The following is a 15,574-nucleotide window of genomic DNA, read 5'->3' as shown; positions in this document are numbered from 1 at the left end:
GAGCACGCTGCTCCACGCACCTGACACCTCCCCACGGGTAACGGGGCGTCCGGGCCTGCCCCGGGACCCCAGGACAGGAGCCTTATCCATGCGCAGACGTCGGATCAGCCTGCCGCTGCTCGCGGCCGGGACACTGCTCGTCCCGCTGCTCGCCGCCGCCCTCCCTGCCACCATCGCCAACGCCCGCTCGACCGAGGCCGTCGCCGGGTCCGCCACCGCGACCTTCACCAAGGGCAGCGACTGGGGCACCGGCTACGACGCCAGTTACACCATCACCAACGGTTCCAGCGCCCCGCTGAACGGCTGGACGCTGGAGTTCGACCTGCCCACCGGCAACACCGTGGCCGGCCTCTGGAACGCGACGTACACCACCTCGGCCTCCCACGTCACGGTGAAGAACCCCGGCTGGGCGTCGACCCTGCCGGTCGGCGGCACGTACAACGTCGGCTTCAACATCGCCTACTCGGGTGCCTACAAGCCGCTGCTGAACTGCAAGTTGAACGGCCAGCCGTGTGACGGAACCGGCGGGGACCAGACCGCGCCGACCGTCCCGGGCAGCCTCCAGGCGGGCAACGTCACCCAGACCTCGGTCGGCCTGTCCTGGACGGCGAGCACCGACAACGTCGCCGTCACCGGCTACGACGTCTACCGCGACGGCACCAAGGTGGCCACCACCGACGGCGCCACCACGGCAGCCACCGTGCAGGGCCTGACCGCGGGCACCACCTACCAGTTCACCGTCCAGGCCTTCGACGCGGCGGGCAACCGCTCGGCGGCTGCCGGGCCGGTCGGCGCGACGACCCTGCCGCCGGTCGAGGACCGGCAGGCGCCGACCACCCCGGGCACTCCCACGGTGACCGGCACGGACTCCAACTCGGTCTCGCTGACCTGGACCGCCAGCACCGACAACGTCGGCGTCACCGCCTACGACGTCTACGCCGGCGGCACGGTGGTCGCGACCGTCACCGGCGCGTCCGCCACCGTCGGCGGCCTGGCGCCGGACACCGAGTACACCTTCACGGTCAAGGCCCGCGACGCGGCCGGCAACGTCTCTCCGGCGTCCGGCCCGGTGACCGGCAAGACCAAGCCCGGCGGCACCAACCCCGGTGCGCTGAAGATCGGCTACTTCACCCAGTGGAGCATCTACGCCCGCGGCTACAGCGTGAAGCAGCTCGACACCTCCGGCTCGGCCGGCCGGCTGACCACGCTCAACTACGCCTTCGCCAACATCCACCCGAGCACCAAGCAGTGCTTCATCACCAACAAGGCGGCCGGGCCGGACAACGACCCGAACGCGGGCGACGGCGCCGGTGACGCCTGGGCCGACTTCGGCAAGGGCTGGGACGCGGGCAGCTCGGTGGCCGGCACCACCGACACCTGGGACCAGAAGCTGGCCGGCAACTTCAACCAGCTGAAGCAGCTCAAGGCCAAGTACCCCAACCTCAAGATCCAGATCTCGCTGGGCGGTTGGTCGTACAGCAAGTGGTTCTCCGACGCGGCCGCCACCGACGCCTCCCGCAAGGCGCTGGTCAGCTCCTGCATCGACATGTACATCAAGGGCAACCTGCCGGTGATCGACGGCCGTGGCGGCGCGGGCAGCGCGGCCGGCATCTTCGACGGCATCGACCTCGACTGGGAGTGGCCGAACTCCGACGGGCACACCGGCAACATCTTCCGGCCCGCCGACAAGGCCAACTACACCCTGCTGGCGCAGGAGTTCCGCCGCCAGCTGGACGCGCTCGGCGCCACCACCAACAAGCACTACACGCTGAGCGCCTTCCTCCCGGCCGACCCGGCGAAGATCACCGCCGGCATCGACATCCCCGGCCTGTTCGGCGCCTTCGACTTCGCCACCATCCAGGGCTACGACTACCACGGCGGCTGGGAGATGGTCACCAACCAGCAGTCCGCCATCAAGGTCGCGGCCGGCGACCCGAACCCGCCGGCCCGGCAGTTCAGCTCCGAGATCGCGATCGGCGCGTACGTGAACGGCGGCGCCCCGAAGAGCAAGCTCACGCTGGGCATCCCGTTCTACGGCCGGGGCTGGACGGGCGTGCCGCGCGGCACCACCAACGGCCTCTTCCAGACCGCGACGGGCCCCGGCCCGGGCACCTACGAGGCCGGGTTCGAGGACTACAAGAAGCTCAAGCAGATGGCCACCAGCGGTGGTTACACCATCTACCGGGACCCGGTGGCCGGCTACGCGTACATCTACAACGGCTCGGTCTTCTACAGCTACGACGACCCGACCGAGATCGCCCGGAAGACCGCCTGGATCAAGTCCCAGGGCCTGGCCGGTGCGATGATCTGGGCCTTCGACGGTGACACGCCCAACGGCGAGCTGATGGCCGCGGTGGACAACGGCCTGAAGTAACCCGACGACGGCCCGCTCCGGCGGGCCGGTTCAGACCCGCCTGGCCCGTCGTGCGCTCACCGCGCGCGGCGGGCCAGGTGCACGACGTCCGGAACGCCCCGGGCCACCCGGATCTCGTGGGTGACGACGTCCAGGAAGCCCGCCGCTCGCAGCGCCTCCTCGAAGGCCGCGGACGGCTGCGCGCTCCAGACCGCCAGCACCCCGCCCGGCTCCAGCCGGTGCCAGAGCACGGCCAGTCCGTCCGCGCCGTACAGCCCGGCGTTGGAGTCGGTGACGGTCCAGTCCGGGCCGTTGTCGATGTCGAGGCAGAGCGCGTGGTAGCGCGCACCGTCCGCCGCCGCGAGGTACTCCAGCAGGTCGGTGTGGAGCACCTCGACCCGCCCGTCACCCAGCGCGCCGGCGGAGACGGCGGCCAGCGGCCCGGTCCGGTGCCAGTCGATGATCGCGGTCTCCCGCTCGACGACGGCGATCCGCCCCCACCGCGGCTCGGCCGCCGCGTAGGCCAGCGAGAAGCCCACCCCGAGCCCGCCGATCAGCACCGCCGGCCGCTCCACCGCGCCGGTCCGGTCCAGCTCGTCCAGCGCCGCCTGGATCAGCAGCCGCTCGGAGCGCCCGTCGGCGGTGTCCATCAGGAAGCAGCCGTTGGCGATGATCTCGTAGTGCCGCCCGCGCTGCCGCAGCACCACCTCCCCGTAGGGGCCCTCGCGCCGGTCGAGCGTGACGACGGTGTCGAAACCGTCCCGTTCGGGCAGTGCGGTGGACATGCTGCGGGTCCTCTCCGGCCTTCGGGAGCCCCGGTCGGGGGCTCGGACTACCCGCCCGACAATAGCGGAGGCCGCACCGGGCCCGGTCACGTCGTGATCAGCACCCCCGCGTACGAGACCCCGGCCACCATCACCCAGGAGCCGAGCCCGAGCAGCGCGATCCGCCCGCCCGTACGGGCCATGGTCGGCAGGTGGACGGCGCTGCCGAGCCCGAACAGCGCGGCCGCCAGCAGCAGTTCCTGGGCGTCACCGGCCAGGCCGAGCGCCCGTTCCGGCACCAGCCCGGTGGTGCGCAGCACGATCATCGCGAGGAACCCGGCGACGAAGAGCGGCACCAGCGGCGGCCGTTTCCCGGCCGCCCCGCCGGCGGCGCCGTCCCCGGCGCCCTCGGCCGGGCCGGTCCGCGCCCGGGCCCGGGCCCGTCGCGCGGCCACCACGACGCCGGCGACCAGCGGGGCCAGCAGCACCACCCGCATCAGCTTGACCAGGACGGCCTCGCGCAGGGCGCCCGTCCCGCCGGTCTGGGCGGTGGCGACGACCTGTCCGACGTCGTGCACGCTGGCACCGACCCAGCGCCCGAACTCGGCCTCGTCCAGCCCGAGCGGCTGCTGGAGCAGCGGCAGGACGGCGATGGCCAGGGTGCCGCAGAGGGTGACCAGGGCGACGGAGGCGGCGACGTCCTCCTCCTCGCTGCCGGCGGCCTGGCTGACCGCGCCGATCGCCGAGGCGCCGCAGATCGAGTACCCGGTGGCGACCAGCAGCGGCTGGTCGCCGGGCAGGCCGAGCCGGCGCCCGAGCCAGCAGGTGCCGGCGAAGGTCGCGGCGACGACGGCGAGCACCATCGCGACGGTGGCCCAGCCGAGGCCGAGCACGTCGTCCAGTCCGAGCTTGAGGCCGAGCAGCACGATGCCGAGCCGCATCAGCCGCCGCCCGGCGGTGGAGAGCCCGGGCCGGGCGGCGCCCCGGACCAGCGGTCGCAGCCCGGGCAGGTGCGCGGCGGCGACGCCGAGCAGCACGGCGGCGGTGAGCTTGGGCACGGCGGGGACGGCCTGGTGGACGGCGAAGGCGGCGGCCACGCCGAGCGCGGCGAGCAGCAGGCCGGGGGCGTCCCCGCCGAGCGGGGGAAGGGAGCGGGTGCGGACGCGCCGTTCCCGGACGGTCAGTGCCATGCGGGGCTCACCGGGGGTCGCCGGCGGGCAGCCGGTAGACCCGCCGGATGCTGGTGCCGAGCCGGGCGACGTCGGCGCCGTAGACGTGGATGGATATGGCGGTGGAGGCGCAGGCGTTGCGGACGAGGTGGATGTCGCCGGGCGGGGCGAAGGCGGCGACGGTACCGGCGGGGCCGACCACGTGCTCGGTCTCGACGAGGTGGGCGGTGCGGCCGTCGGAGACCAGCCGGTAGCGGGTCTCGCTCTCCTGGCCCTGGTGGACGCCGGCCACGCACCAGGAGACGTGGTCGTGGATCGGGGTCCGCTGGCCGGGCAGCCAGACCAGCGCGACGACGGAGAAGGAGCCGTCGTCCTCGGCGTGCAGGACGTGCTGGCGGTAACGGTCCGGGTCGCCCTCGCGCTGCTCGGCGGTCAGCAGTTCGGTGTCGCCGAGGTGCGGGGCGAGGCGTTCGCCGACCAGGTAGGCGGTGAGTTCCGGGGGCAGGCCGCGGTCCACGACCGCGCGGATCTCGCCGACGAGGGCGGTCATGCGCTCGGTGAGCCGGCCGCTGCCGACCGTGGCTGAGGGTGTCATGCCAGCAGGTTCGACCCGGCCCACCTATCACGTCCAACGAGGGTTCTTTAGCGATCCCCCAATGAGCGCTTATGAATCGGACCCCGCGCCGGGCCGGGTCAGCACCCGACCCGCAGCGCGGCCGCCGACCGCAGGTGGTCCAGCACCAGCGCGGTCGCCGGGATCCGCCGGTGCTCGCGGAGCACGTACGCGCTGACCCGGCGGCGCAGGTGCGGCTCGACCGCCCGGCCGGTGACCTTGCGGTGGCACATGAAGGAGAGCACCAGGGCCGGCATCAGGGCGATCCCGACGCCGGCGGCGACCAGGCTCTGCACGGCGAGGTTGTCGTCGGTGGAGAACACGATGTCGGGCGCGAACCCCTCCTCCGCACAGACGTGCAGCAGGTTGGCCCGGCAGCGCGGACAGCCGGCGATCCAGCGCTCGCCGTCGAGGTCGGCCAGCCGGACGGCGTGCCGGCGGCCGAGCGGATGGCCGACCGGCAGGAGCACGGTCAGCAGGTCCTCCATCAGCGGTATCTCGTCCAGCTCCGCCGGGACCTCGGCCGGCGCACCCGGATAACGGAAGGCCAGCGCGATGTCGCACTCGCCGCGGAGCAGCCGCTGGACGGAGTCCGGCGGCTCGGCCTCCAGCAGTTCGACCCGGACGCCGGGGTGCTCGGCGAGCAGCCGGGCCATCGTCTCGGGGATCAGGGTGGCGTTGGCGCTGGGGAAGGCGCAGACCCGGACCCGCCCGGCGCGCAGCCGGGCCAGCGCGGCGAGCTGCTGCTGGGCGGCGGAGAGGCTGCCGAGGATCCGCTCGGCGTGCCGGGAGAGCGCCTCGCCCGCCTCGGTGAGCCGCAGTCCGCGCCCGGCCCGGGTGAACAGGGGGAGGCCGACGGTCCGTTCCAGGGCCTTCATCTGCTGGGTGATGGCGGGCTGGGTGTAGCCGAGTTCGCGGGCGGCCGCCGAGTAGGAGCCCGCCCGGACGACCTCGTGGAAGGTCCTGATGTGCCGCGAGTCGAATACCGGCTCCACTGCCCCTCCGCCCGGCCGCCGTGCCACGTCCCGGCAATCATAAGCAGAGTTTGGAGGAGCAGAGCCAGACCTCCTCCGCACCTATGGTTTACGGGCGAACCGCCCGCCCCTCGCGCACCCGGCGGCTACTGCCGGGGCGCCGTCGGCAGCCCCATCGACACGTCGGCGCTGGCCACCGGCGCCCCGCCGTGCATGCTCGGGCTGCGCCGGCTGCGCCGCTCGACCCAGCGCGCGAACCAGGAGAGCAGCAGGCACATCCCGATGTAGACCGGCGCGATCACCATCACCACCGGGATGAACGGCAGGTCGTAGTCCAGGTTGGTGGCGATCAGCTTGCCCGCGTGCAGGAACTCCTCGTAGGTGATCAGGAAGCCCAGCGAGGTGTCCTTCAGCGCCACCACCAGCTGGCTGATGATCGCCGGCAGCATCGCCCGGTTGGCCTGCGGCACCAGGACGTACGCCATCACCTGGGTCTTGCGCATGCCGAGCGCGAACGCCGCCTCCTTCTGCCCCCTCGGCACCGCCAGCACGCCGGCCCGGAACACCTCCGCGAGCACCGAGCCGTTGTAGAGCACCAGCCCCGCCACCAGCGCCCAGAGCGGTTCGACCTTGAGCGCGACGAAGATGAAGAAGATCATCACCAGCAGCGGCATGGCCCGGAAGAACTCCACCACCAGGGTGGAGAACCAGCGCACCACCCGGTGGTCCGAGAGCCGCCCCGCCGCGAACAGCGCTCCGAACGGCAGCGCGAACAGCACCGTCCACCCGAAGGCCTTGAGGGTGTTGGCGAGCCCGCGCAGCAGCAGCTCCTGGACGCCCACGTACTCGAAGGCCATCCACTTCTGCTCGGTGAACTGCTGGGTGTGGAAGAGCATGTAGACGATCCAGCCGACCAGCGCGGCGATCGCCAGCAGCGCGACGGCGCCGTACAGCCGGTGCCGGGCGAGCGCCTTGGGGCCCGGGATGTCGTAGAGCGCCGAGGATTCCACCGTCATCGCGACACCGCCAGTCGTCGTTCCAGCAGGTTGAACACGGCACTGACGGCCAGCGTGATGATCAGGTAGCCGACGGCGATCCAGACGAAGGTCCAGACGATGCTGTAGCCGAGCTCGTTGATGGTCCGGTAGGTGCCGAGCAGCTCGGTGACGCTGAACGAGCCGGCGATCGCCGTGTTCTTCGCCAGAGCGATCATCACACTGCCGAGGGGGGCGATCACCGACCGGTACGCCTGCGGAAGCACCACCAGGCTCATCGTCTGGCCGAAGGTCATCCCCAGGCTGCGGGCCGCCTCGCCCTGCCCGGTGGGCACCGTGTTGACCCCCGAGCGCATCGCCTCGCAGACGAACGCCGAGGTGTAGCAGCCGAGCGCGAGCACCGCGAAGGTGAAGAACGGCAGGGTGATGTCGAACCGCGGCAGGCCCAGCACCACGATGAAGAAGAGCAGGGTCAGCGGGGTGTTGCGCAGCAGCGTCACCCAGGTGGTGCCGAACACCCGCAGCGGCTTCACCGGCGAGACCCGGAAGCTCGCCACCAGCACGCCGAGCACCAGCGCCAGCACCGCGCTCACCACGAACAGCGAGAGGGTCCCGAGGAAGCCCTCCCAGTAGGTCGACCAGTTGTCGGTCAGCGTCTTCACGGGCCGGCCCCTCCTCAGTACCGGTCGATCGGCGGCGGGGTGGGCGCGGGCACCCCGGAGAGGCCGAGGGTCGCGTCGTAGGCCTTCCGCCAGTCGCCGTTCTCCTCGTGGTGCGCCAGCGCGTCGTTCAGCGCCCCGCGCAGCACGGTGTCGTTCTTCGGCGTGCCGATCCCGTACGGCTCCTGGGAGAACAGCGGCCCGACCACCTTGAGCTCCTCCGGCACCTTGGCCGCGTAGCCCATCAGGATGGTGTTGTCCGTGGTCACCGCGTCCACCTGGGAGGTGATCAGGTTGTCGACGCAGGCCGAGTAGGTGTCGTAGCCGATCAGCCTGGCCTTCGGGTAGTCCTTCTGGATCCGCTGGTACGGGGTGGAGCCGGCCGCCGAGCAGACCTTCTTCCCGTCCAGGTCCTCCGGCCCGTCGATGGTGTCGTCGTTCCGGCGCACCAGCAGCGACTGCCCGGCCAGGTAGTACGGCCCGGCGAAGCCGACCAGCTTCTTGCGGTTGTCGTTGATCGTGTAGGTGCCCACGTAGTAGTCGACCTGGCCGTTCTGCAGTGCCGTCTCACGGTTCGCCGAGGCGATGGTCCTGAACTCGACCCGGTCCGGGGCGAAGCCGAGGTCGGCGGCGACCATCTTGGCGATCTCGATGTCGAAGCCGGAGTACACCCCCGTGGCCGGGTTCTTCTGGCCCAGGTAGGGCTGGTCCTCCTTGGCGCCGACCACCAGGTGCCCCCGGCTGCGCGCCGCGTCCAGGGTCGGCGAGCCGGTGATCCCGGCGCCGCTCTCCACCTGGTAGCTCGGCAGCGCGCTGGGCTGCGGCCCCTTGGGCGGCGGGGTGCCCTCCTTGCCGCAGCCGGCCGCGAGCACGGTCGCGGCCACGGCGGCCGCCACGACGGCGGCGGTCACGGTCTTCTTCACGGGCGCGGCCTCAGTGCTTCAGGATCTTGGACAGGAAGTCCCGGGCGCGCTCGCTCTCCGGGGCGCCGAAGAACGCCTCCGGGCTGCGGTCCTCGACGATCCGCCCGTCGGCCATGAAGACCACCCGGTTGGCGGAGGCCCGGGCGAACCCCATCTCGTGGGTCACGACGATCATGGTCATGCCCTCGTGCGCCAGCCGGCGCATCACGTCCAGCACCTCGTTGATCATCTCGGGGTCGAGCGCCGAGGTGGGCTCGTCGAACAGCAGCGCCTTGGGGTCCATCGCCAGCGCCCGCGCGATCGCCACCCGCTGCTGCTGGCCGCCCGATAGCTGGGCCGGGTACTTGTCCGTCTGCGAGGCCAGCCCGACCCGGTCCAGCAGCTCCCGGGACCTCCCGTCCGCCTCCGCCTTCGACCGCCCGCGCACCTTGATCTGCGCCAGCGAGACGTTCTGCAGCACGGTCTTGTGCGCGAACAGGTTGAAGGACTGGAACACCATCCCCACCTCGGCACGCAGCTGCGCGAGCCCCTTGCCCTCCTCGGGCAGCGGCCGGCCGTCGATCACGATCTCGCCGGACTCGATCGGCTCCAGCCGGTTGATCGCCCGGCAGAGGGTGGACTTGCCGGAGCCGGACGGCCCGATCACCACCACGACCTCGCCCCGGCCGATGGTCAGCTCGATGTCCTGCAGGACGTGCAGCTCGCCGAAGTGCTTGTTGACGCCGCGCATCTCGATCAGGGGCGTGAAGGCGGAGAGCCCCGGCCCGGACGCGGGCTGGGGCTCCGGTGTCACGGTCACCGACTGCTCCGGCCCTTCAGCAGCCACCCCAGCGCGCCACCGGCGAGCAGGGTGGCGAGCAGGGCGATCCAGAGCGGCGCGGTCACGGTGAAGACCCAGAACTGGATCTTCACCCTTTCGAGGTTGGCGAACAGGAACCACACCGCCAGCACGACGATGACGCCGATCCCGATGTACCGGGTGGGGATCCCGCCGATCTCACTGCGCTTGGTGCCGGACGAGCCGTCTGAAATCTTGGTCACAGGCGAAGTCTGCGGTCGATTGGGCGGGTTTGCCCGGCTACGCGCCCGGGAGTAACCCGCACGGGGCAACCTCGCCCCGCTCGGGTTTACCTCCCGTCACGCTCCGTCCGGCCCGCGGGTGCTGCCCCCGGGCCGCCCCGGCGACAGCACCGCCGGGGCGGCCGCGCGGCCGGCCGGCCCGTCAGTCCGCCGACGGCTCGTCCCGCCAGGAGCGCCAGAGGGCGGCGTACGGACCGCCGGCGGCCACCAGCTCCGGGTGGCTGCCGTACTCGCTGATCCGCCCGCCCTCGACCACCGCGATCACGTCCGCGTCGTGCGCCGTGTGCAGCCGGTGGGCGATGGCGATCACCGTCCGCCCCTCCAGCACCTTGGAGAGCGAACGCTCCAGGTGCCGGGCGGCCCGCGGGTCCAGCAGCGAGGTGGCCTCGTCCAGCACCAGGGTGTGCGGGTCGGCCAGCACCAGCCGGGCCAGCGCCAGCTGCTGCGCCTGCGGCGGGGTCAGCACGGCGCCCCCCGAGCCGACCTCGGTGTCCAGCCCGGCCGACAGCGCGTCCACCCAGTCGCCGGCGTCCACCGCGTCCAGTGCGCCGCGCAGCTCGGCGTCGTCCGCGTCCGGCGCGGCCAGCCGCAGGTTGTCGCGGAGCGTGCCGACGAAGACGTGGTGCTCCTGGTTGACCAGCGCGACCTCGGAGCGGACCCGCTCGGCCGGCATCCGCGACAGCGCCGCCCCTCCGAGCGTCACGCTGCCCCGGCCCGGCGCGTAGATCCCGGCCAGCAACCGCCCCAGGGTGGACTTGCCCGCCCCGGACGGCCCGACCAGTGCGACCCGGCTGCCCGGGGCGACGTCCAGGCTGATCCCGTGCAGCACGTCGGCACCCTCGCGGTAGCCGAACCGGACGTCCCGCGCCTCGACCCGCCGCCCGCTCGGCCGGGCCGCCTCGTCGCTCTCCTGCTCGGGCACCTCACGCACCCCGACCAGCCGGGCCAGCGAGGCCTGCCCGATCTGCAGCTCGTCGTACCAGCGCAGGATCAGGTCGACCGGGGCGGTCAGCGCCTGGGCGTAGAGCACCCCGGTGGTCAGCTGACCGACCGTGATCCAACCCCGGAGGGTGAACAGCCCGCCCAGCACCAGGGTGCCGAGCACGGCCAGGGTGTAGACCGCGTCGATGGTCGGGAACCACGCCGAGCGCAGCCACAGGGTGTACCGCTCCCAGGCGATCCACTCCGCCAGCTTGCGGTCGGTCAGCCGGACCCGCTGGTCGCCGAGGCGCAGCGCCTCGACCGTCCGCCCGGCGTCCACCGTCTCGGCCAGCACGGTGTTGACGGCCGCGTACCCGGCGGACTCGTTCCGGTAGGACTGCGGGGCCCGCCGGAAGTACCAGCGGGAGGAGGCCAGCAGCAGCGGAAGGCCGATCAGCGAGGTGAGCGCGAGCAGCGGCGAGGTGGCCACCAGGGCGCCCAGCACCAGCAGCAGCGACACGATCGCCACGGCCAGCTCCGGCACCGCCTCGCGGACCGACTTGTCCAGCCGGTCGATGTCGGTGGTGCCGCGGGAGACGAGGTCCCCGGTGCCGGCCCGCTCCAGCACGCCGGTGGGCAGCGCCACCGAGCGGACCAGGAAGTCCTCCCGCAGGTCCGCCAGGACCCGCTCGCCGAGGACGCTGCCGCGCAGCCGCGACCACCAGGTGAAGGCCGACTGCACGGCCAGCGCCAGCAGGTACCAGGCGACGGCGACGGTGATGGTCTCTCCGGCGGTGCCGGTGGCCAGCGACTCGACCAGGGTGCCGAGCACCCAGGGCCCGACCAGCCCGGCCGTGGTCGCCACCGCGTGCAGCCCCACCACGGCGGAGAAGCCGCCCCGGTGGCGCCGGGCCAGCAGCCGCAGGTAGGACCGCACGGCGGCCGGGGAGCCGACCGGCAGGGTGGTGGCCGGCCCCTGCTCCTGGTGGACGGGGGGCTTCATGGCGTGCTCCTCGGCTGTACTCGGACGTCGACTCGGATGCGGTGCACGGCGCTGCGGCGGGCGGCGCTGCGGTGCACGGCGCTGCGGCGGGCGGCCGGGCTCACACGGCCTCCCCCACCGGCGCCGGCTCCTCCGCGCGGGTGACCACCGCCCGGTAGCCCGGCTCGGTCCGCATCAGCTCGCGGTGACGGCCGGCCGCCGCCACCCGCCCGTCGCGGACCAGCACGACCCGGTCCGCCTGGTCGAGCAGCAGCGGGCTGGTCGCGAAGACCACCGTGGTGCGCCCCTCCCGGTTGCGGCGCAGCCCGGCCGCGATCCGGGACTCGGTGTGCGCGTCCACCGCACTGGTCGGCTCGTCCAGGACGAGCACCGGCGGGTCGGCCAGCAGCGACCGGGCCAGTGCCAGCCGCTGCCGCTGGCCACCGGAGAGCGAGCGGCCGCGCTCGGTGATCTCCGCCCGCATGGCGTCCCCCCGGCAGGTGGGCGAACCGTCGACCAGGGCGTCCAGGACGTCCTCGGCGCGGGCCGCGGCCAGCGCGTCGGCGGGTTCGACCCGCCCGGAGGCGGGGATGTCGAACAGCCCCGCCAGGGTGCCGGAGAGCAGCACCGGCTCCTTGTCGTGGACGAGGACGGCGGCCCGCGCCTCGGCCAGCGGGACGGCGTCCAGCTCGACCCCGCCGAGCCGGGCCGACGGCTGCGGCGGCTCGCCCTCGGCCGTCGGGACGTGCCCGCCGAGCCGCTCGGCCAGCGCGCCGGCGAAGTCGGGGTCGCCGCAGACCACCGCGGTCAGCTGGCCGGCCCGGGCGGTCAGCCCGGTGGCCGGGTCGAACAGGTCGGACTGCGCGGGACCGGACAGCCCGGAGTCGGCGGTGCCGCTGGTCCGGCCGAGCGAGAGCACCCGGACGGCCCGCCCGGCGGAGACCCGGGCCACGCTCCAGGCGTGCGCCGCCTCGCCGAGGATGCGCAGCGGCGCGGCGAGGTAGGCCGTCGAGCCGTAGACGGCGACCAGGGTGCCGACCGAGATCCGCCCGGTGGCGGCCAGGTGGGCGCCGTACCAGGTGACGCCGACCACGAACAGGCCGGGCAGCAGGACCTGCTGGGCCTGCATCAGGGACCAGATCCGGGCCGAGCGGACGGCCGCGGCGCGGACCTGCTGGGAGGCCGCCCGGTACCGGGCGAGGAAGAGCTCCTCGCCGCCGATGCCGCGCAGCACCCGGAGCCCGGCCACCGTGTCGGCGGCCAGTTCGGTGGCCTTGCCGCCGAGCGCGCGCTGCTCCGTGTAGCGCCGCTCGAACGGGCCGAGCAGCGGCCAGACCGAGGCGGCCAGCACGGGCACCCCGAGCAGGACGGCGAGCCCGAGCATCGGCTGGGTGACCAGCACCGCCGTGCTGACGGCCAGCCAGACGAGGACCGCGCCGCGCAGCCGGGCGACCAGCTCGACGTACCAGCCGATCTTCTCGACGTCCCCGCTGCCGACCGCGACGACCTCGCCGGTCGCGATCCGCCGGGACAGGCCGGCGCCGAGGTGGGAGGCCTGGCGGGCGACGAGCTGGCGGACCTGGGTGGCGGCGTGGATCCAGTTCCAGACCGCCTGGCGGTGCAGCAGGACGGTGCCCACCGAGGACACCGCGGCGAGCGCCAGGGCCAGGGCACCGGCGCGCCAGAGGCCGGCGGCGTCGCCGTCGACGGCGGCCTGGATGCCCAGGCCGACCGGCACCGGCAGGGCGGCCTGACCGCCCATCTCCAGCAGCGACCAGCAGGTGGCGAGCACCTGCCCGCGCCGCTGGCCGCGCTGGAGCCAGCGCAGGAGGGCGAGCGGGGAGGAGAGTTCGGGGCGGCCGGGGTCGGCCAGGGGGAGGGTTTCGAGCGGCATGACGCTCCGTTGCGGGGCGGTGCGGGCGGCGGGCGCGGGGCGGCCGGTACGGTCACGGCCGTGGGTCGTCAGGAGGTCATGGCAGCGAGCCTGCCAACCCCGGTGTGACCCACGCAACAGGTTTTCCGGCGCCCGGGACCCGCCGGACAGCCGATGCGCACGCCGGTACCAGGCGTCGGAAAATTCTTTGGCGAACCGGGAACATTTCCGGCACCGCACAGGTTGGCCCCATCGGAACCACATGGACGACCAGGAGAGGGCACTCCTTCCCGTGAGCAACATCCCCACCGTCACGCTCAACGACGGCTCGCAGATCCCCCAGCTCGGCTTCGGGGTCTGGCAGGTGCCGGACGCGGAGGCCACTCCCGCCGTCCGCGCCGCGATCGAGTCCGGCTACCGCTCGATCGACACCGCCGCGGTCTACGAGAACGAGACCGGCACCGGGCAGGCGATCACCGAGGCACTCGCCGGCGGCCTGGCCCGCGAGGACCTCTACGTCACCACCAAGCTGTGGAACTCCGGCACCCGCGACTGGTCGGGCGAGCAGGGCCGCGACGCGGTGCTGCGCGAGTTCGACGCCTCGCTGGCCCGCCTGGGCCTCGACTACGTCGACCTCTACCTGATCCACTGGCCGCGCCCGATGCACGGCAGCTACCTCGATGTCTGGAAGGCGTTCGAGCAGCTGCGCGCCGACGGCCGGGTGAAGTCGATCGGCGTCTCCAACTTCGGGCCCGAGCAGCTCACCCGTCTGGTCGACGAGGCCTCGGTCGTGCCGGTGCTGAACCAGGTCGAGCTGCACCCGTACTTCCCGCAGGACGAGCTCCGCGCCTTCCACGCCGAGCACGGCATCGCCACCGAGGCCTGGAGCCCGCTGGGCCAGGGCAAGGAGCTGCTGGCGGAGCCGGCGCTGGCGCGGATCGCCGGGAAGCACGGCCGCACCGTCGCCCAGGTGGTGCTCCGCTGGCACCTGCAGAGCGGCGTCATCGCGATCCCGAAGTCGGTCACGCCGTCGCGGATCAAGGAGAACCTCGACGTCACCGGCTTCGAGCTGGACGCCGACGACCTCGCCGCCGTCGCCGGCATCGCCACCGGCAAGCGGATCGGTCCGGACCCGCAGGAGTTCGACTGGAACTGACCGTTCCCGGTCCGGCCCCGCACGGCGGCGCCGTCAACGCCGCAGGCCGCCCTCCCCTCTTCCGGGAGAGCGGCCTGCGGCGCATCACTGACCTGCACGAACCGTCGACGGCCTTCGGTCCGTTGGCGAATCGTTTTGGCTGAAGCTCGAAAGCGAAAGCTACAGCCTGGCCGCCTTGGCGATCAGCGCCAGTGCCGCCTCGTGCTCGTGCTCCTCAAGCGGAGCCAGCAGCAGCAACTGGACCTGGGCCACTCCCGCGGCCGAGCGGTGCAGCAGGTCCTGCCCCGCCGGCGAGAGCGAGAGCAGGTTGCGCCGCCCGTCCGAGGGGTCGCGGCGGCGCTGCACCAGGCCGCGCCGGACCAGCCGACTGACCATCTCGGCCATCGTGGCCTTGTCCAGCGAGGCCAGCTCACCGACCGTGCGCTGGTCGGCGCCCGGCTCCAGTTCCAGGGCGTCCAGCACCGCGTACTGCGGCGCCGTCAGCTCCGAACCGACGTGCTCCGACCAGAGCTTGGTGTGCACCTGCTGGCTCACCCGGATCAGGTAGCCGATCGCCCGCTGGGCGTCCAGCATCGGTCGCGCGTCCGTGAGGACGGCGACCTGGGCCGGTTCCAGCTTGGCTATCTTGGCCATCACACGGACGATCTCCAGCTGCTCCTCCGGAGTGAGCGGCTCGAAGAGCGTGCGCTGCACGCGGACCACTCCGCCGGTGGCCTCACGAACAGCCTGGGCGCCGCTCTGCGAGAGAGCGAGCAGCTTGCGCCGGCCGTCGGCCGGGTCGCGGCGCCGCAGCACCAAGCCGCGCCGGACCAGCCGGGCGACCATCTCGGCCATCGTGGCCTTGTCGAGCGAAGCACGCTCGCCGACCGTCCGCTGGTCAGCGCCCGGTTCGAGGGCGAGGACCAGCAGGACCGCGAACTGCGGAGCCGTGAGATCGGCTCCGACGTGTTCGGACCACAGACGGGTGTGGACCTGCTGTGCAACGCGGATCAGGTGTCCGGGCGACTGCTGCAGTCGCGCGGACACACGGGTCGTCGGGATCTCCCCCAGCACCATGTATCCGTCCCGATGTCACACCCGGTGTGTGTGGGACACCCGGGTGGGGCAGTAAC

Annotated in this window: 14 protein-coding genes; 2 read left to right on the top strand and 12 right to left on the bottom strand. The window is 72.9% G+C overall.

Translation table 11 applies throughout. The annotated features are described in order from the left end of the window. The first annotated feature begins 88 nt into the window (after positions 1–88). A complete protein-coding gene (locus AC067J_RS12005; RefSeq protein ID WP_478298103.1) occupies positions 89–2,374 on the top strand; it encodes a glycosyl hydrolase family 18 protein in 2,286 nt (761 codons plus the stop codon). Positions 2,375–2,430: 56 nt separating this feature from the next. Here AC067J_RS12005 and AC067J_RS12000 read toward each other — a convergent pair whose 3' ends face one another. The 11 genes from AC067J_RS12000 to AC067J_RS11950 all read right to left on the bottom strand — a co-directional run bounded on the left by AC067J_RS12000 (position 2,431) and on the right by AC067J_RS11950 (position 13,327). Beyond that, on the bottom strand, positions 2,431–3,138 hold the full coding sequence (locus tag AC067J_RS12000) for a spermidine synthase family protein (protein ID WP_478298101.1): 708 nt from the start codon (positions 3,136–3,138) through the stop codon (positions 2,431–2,433). A gap of 86 nt (positions 3,139–3,224) precedes the next feature. Then, positions 3,225–4,307 carry a YeiH family protein gene (locus AC067J_RS11995; RefSeq protein WP_478298100.1) on the bottom strand — a complete coding sequence of 361 codons (1,083 nt, stop codon included), beginning with the start codon at positions 4,305–4,307 and terminating at the stop codon, positions 3,225–3,227. Between the two features lie 7 nt (positions 4,308–4,314). Continuing rightward, positions 4,315–4,881 carry a cysteine dioxygenase family protein gene (locus AC067J_RS11990; protein WP_478298099.1) on the bottom strand — a complete coding sequence of 189 codons (567 nt, stop codon included), beginning with the start codon at positions 4,879–4,881 and terminating at the stop codon, positions 4,315–4,317. A 98-nt stretch (positions 4,882–4,979) separates the two neighbouring features. Then, positions 4,980–5,894, bottom strand: coding sequence for a LysR family transcriptional regulator (locus tag AC067J_RS11985; protein WP_478298097.1), 915 nt, complete (start codon positions 5,892–5,894; stop codon positions 4,980–4,982). A gap of 125 nt (positions 5,895–6,019) precedes the next feature. Continuing rightward, a complete protein-coding gene (locus tag AC067J_RS11980; protein ID WP_478298096.1) occupies positions 6,020–6,889 on the bottom strand; it encodes an amino acid ABC transporter permease in 870 nt (289 codons plus the stop codon). Beyond that, on the bottom strand, positions 6,886–7,530 hold the full coding sequence (locus AC067J_RS11975; RefSeq protein ID WP_478298094.1) for an amino acid ABC transporter permease: 645 nt from the start codon (positions 7,528–7,530) through the stop codon (positions 6,886–6,888). The genes AC067J_RS11980 and AC067J_RS11975 overlap by 4 nt, the downstream gene beginning before the upstream one ends. Before the next feature lie 14 nt (positions 7,531–7,544). Continuing rightward, complete coding sequence (locus tag AC067J_RS11970) at positions 7,545–8,450, bottom strand: glutamate ABC transporter substrate-binding protein (protein ID WP_478298092.1); 906 nt, start codon at positions 8,448–8,450, stop codon at positions 7,545–7,547. A 10-nt stretch (positions 8,451–8,460) separates the two neighbouring features. Continuing rightward, the gene (locus AC067J_RS11965) at positions 8,461–9,180 is read right to left on the bottom strand and encodes an amino acid ABC transporter ATP-binding protein (RefSeq protein WP_478298199.1); all 720 of its coding nucleotides are present in this window, start codon (positions 9,178–9,180) and stop codon (positions 8,461–8,463) included. 65 nt (positions 9,181–9,245) lie between these two features. Beyond that, complete coding sequence (locus AC067J_RS11960; RefSeq protein ID WP_478298090.1) at positions 9,246–9,491, bottom strand: LapA family protein; 246 nt, start codon at positions 9,489–9,491, stop codon at positions 9,246–9,248. A gap of 181 nt (positions 9,492–9,672) precedes the next feature. Continuing rightward, positions 9,673–11,454, bottom strand: a complete 1,782-nt coding sequence (locus tag AC067J_RS11955; RefSeq protein WP_478298089.1) for an ABC transporter ATP-binding protein — start codon at positions 11,452–11,454, stop codon at positions 9,673–9,675. Between the two features lie 100 nt (positions 11,455–11,554). Beyond that, positions 11,555–13,327: an ABC transporter transmembrane domain-containing protein gene (locus AC067J_RS11950; RefSeq protein WP_478298087.1), complete on the bottom strand. Its 1,773-nt coding sequence runs from the start codon at positions 13,325–13,327 to the stop codon at positions 11,555–11,557. A 271-nt stretch (positions 13,328–13,598) separates the two neighbouring features. Here AC067J_RS11950 and AC067J_RS11945 point away from each other — a divergent pair, with 271 nt between their 5' ends. Continuing rightward, positions 13,599–14,462 carry an aldo/keto reductase gene (locus tag AC067J_RS11945; protein WP_478298085.1) on the top strand — a complete coding sequence of 288 codons (864 nt, stop codon included), beginning with the start codon at positions 13,599–13,601 and terminating at the stop codon, positions 14,460–14,462. Between the two features lie 159 nt (positions 14,463–14,621). Here AC067J_RS11945 and AC067J_RS11940 read toward each other — a convergent pair whose 3' ends face one another. Further along, the gene (locus AC067J_RS11940; protein ID WP_478298084.1) at positions 14,622–15,488 is read right to left on the bottom strand and encodes a MarR family winged helix-turn-helix transcriptional regulator; all 867 of its coding nucleotides are present in this window, start codon (positions 15,486–15,488) and stop codon (positions 14,622–14,624) included. Positions 15,489–15,574: the final 86 nt, after the last annotated feature.

The organism is Kitasatospora sp. NPDC042419 (genome assembly GCF_056437345.1).
The sequence above is the reverse complement of the archived record's forward strand: the minus strand, read 5'-3'. Positions and strand labels throughout refer to the sequence as shown.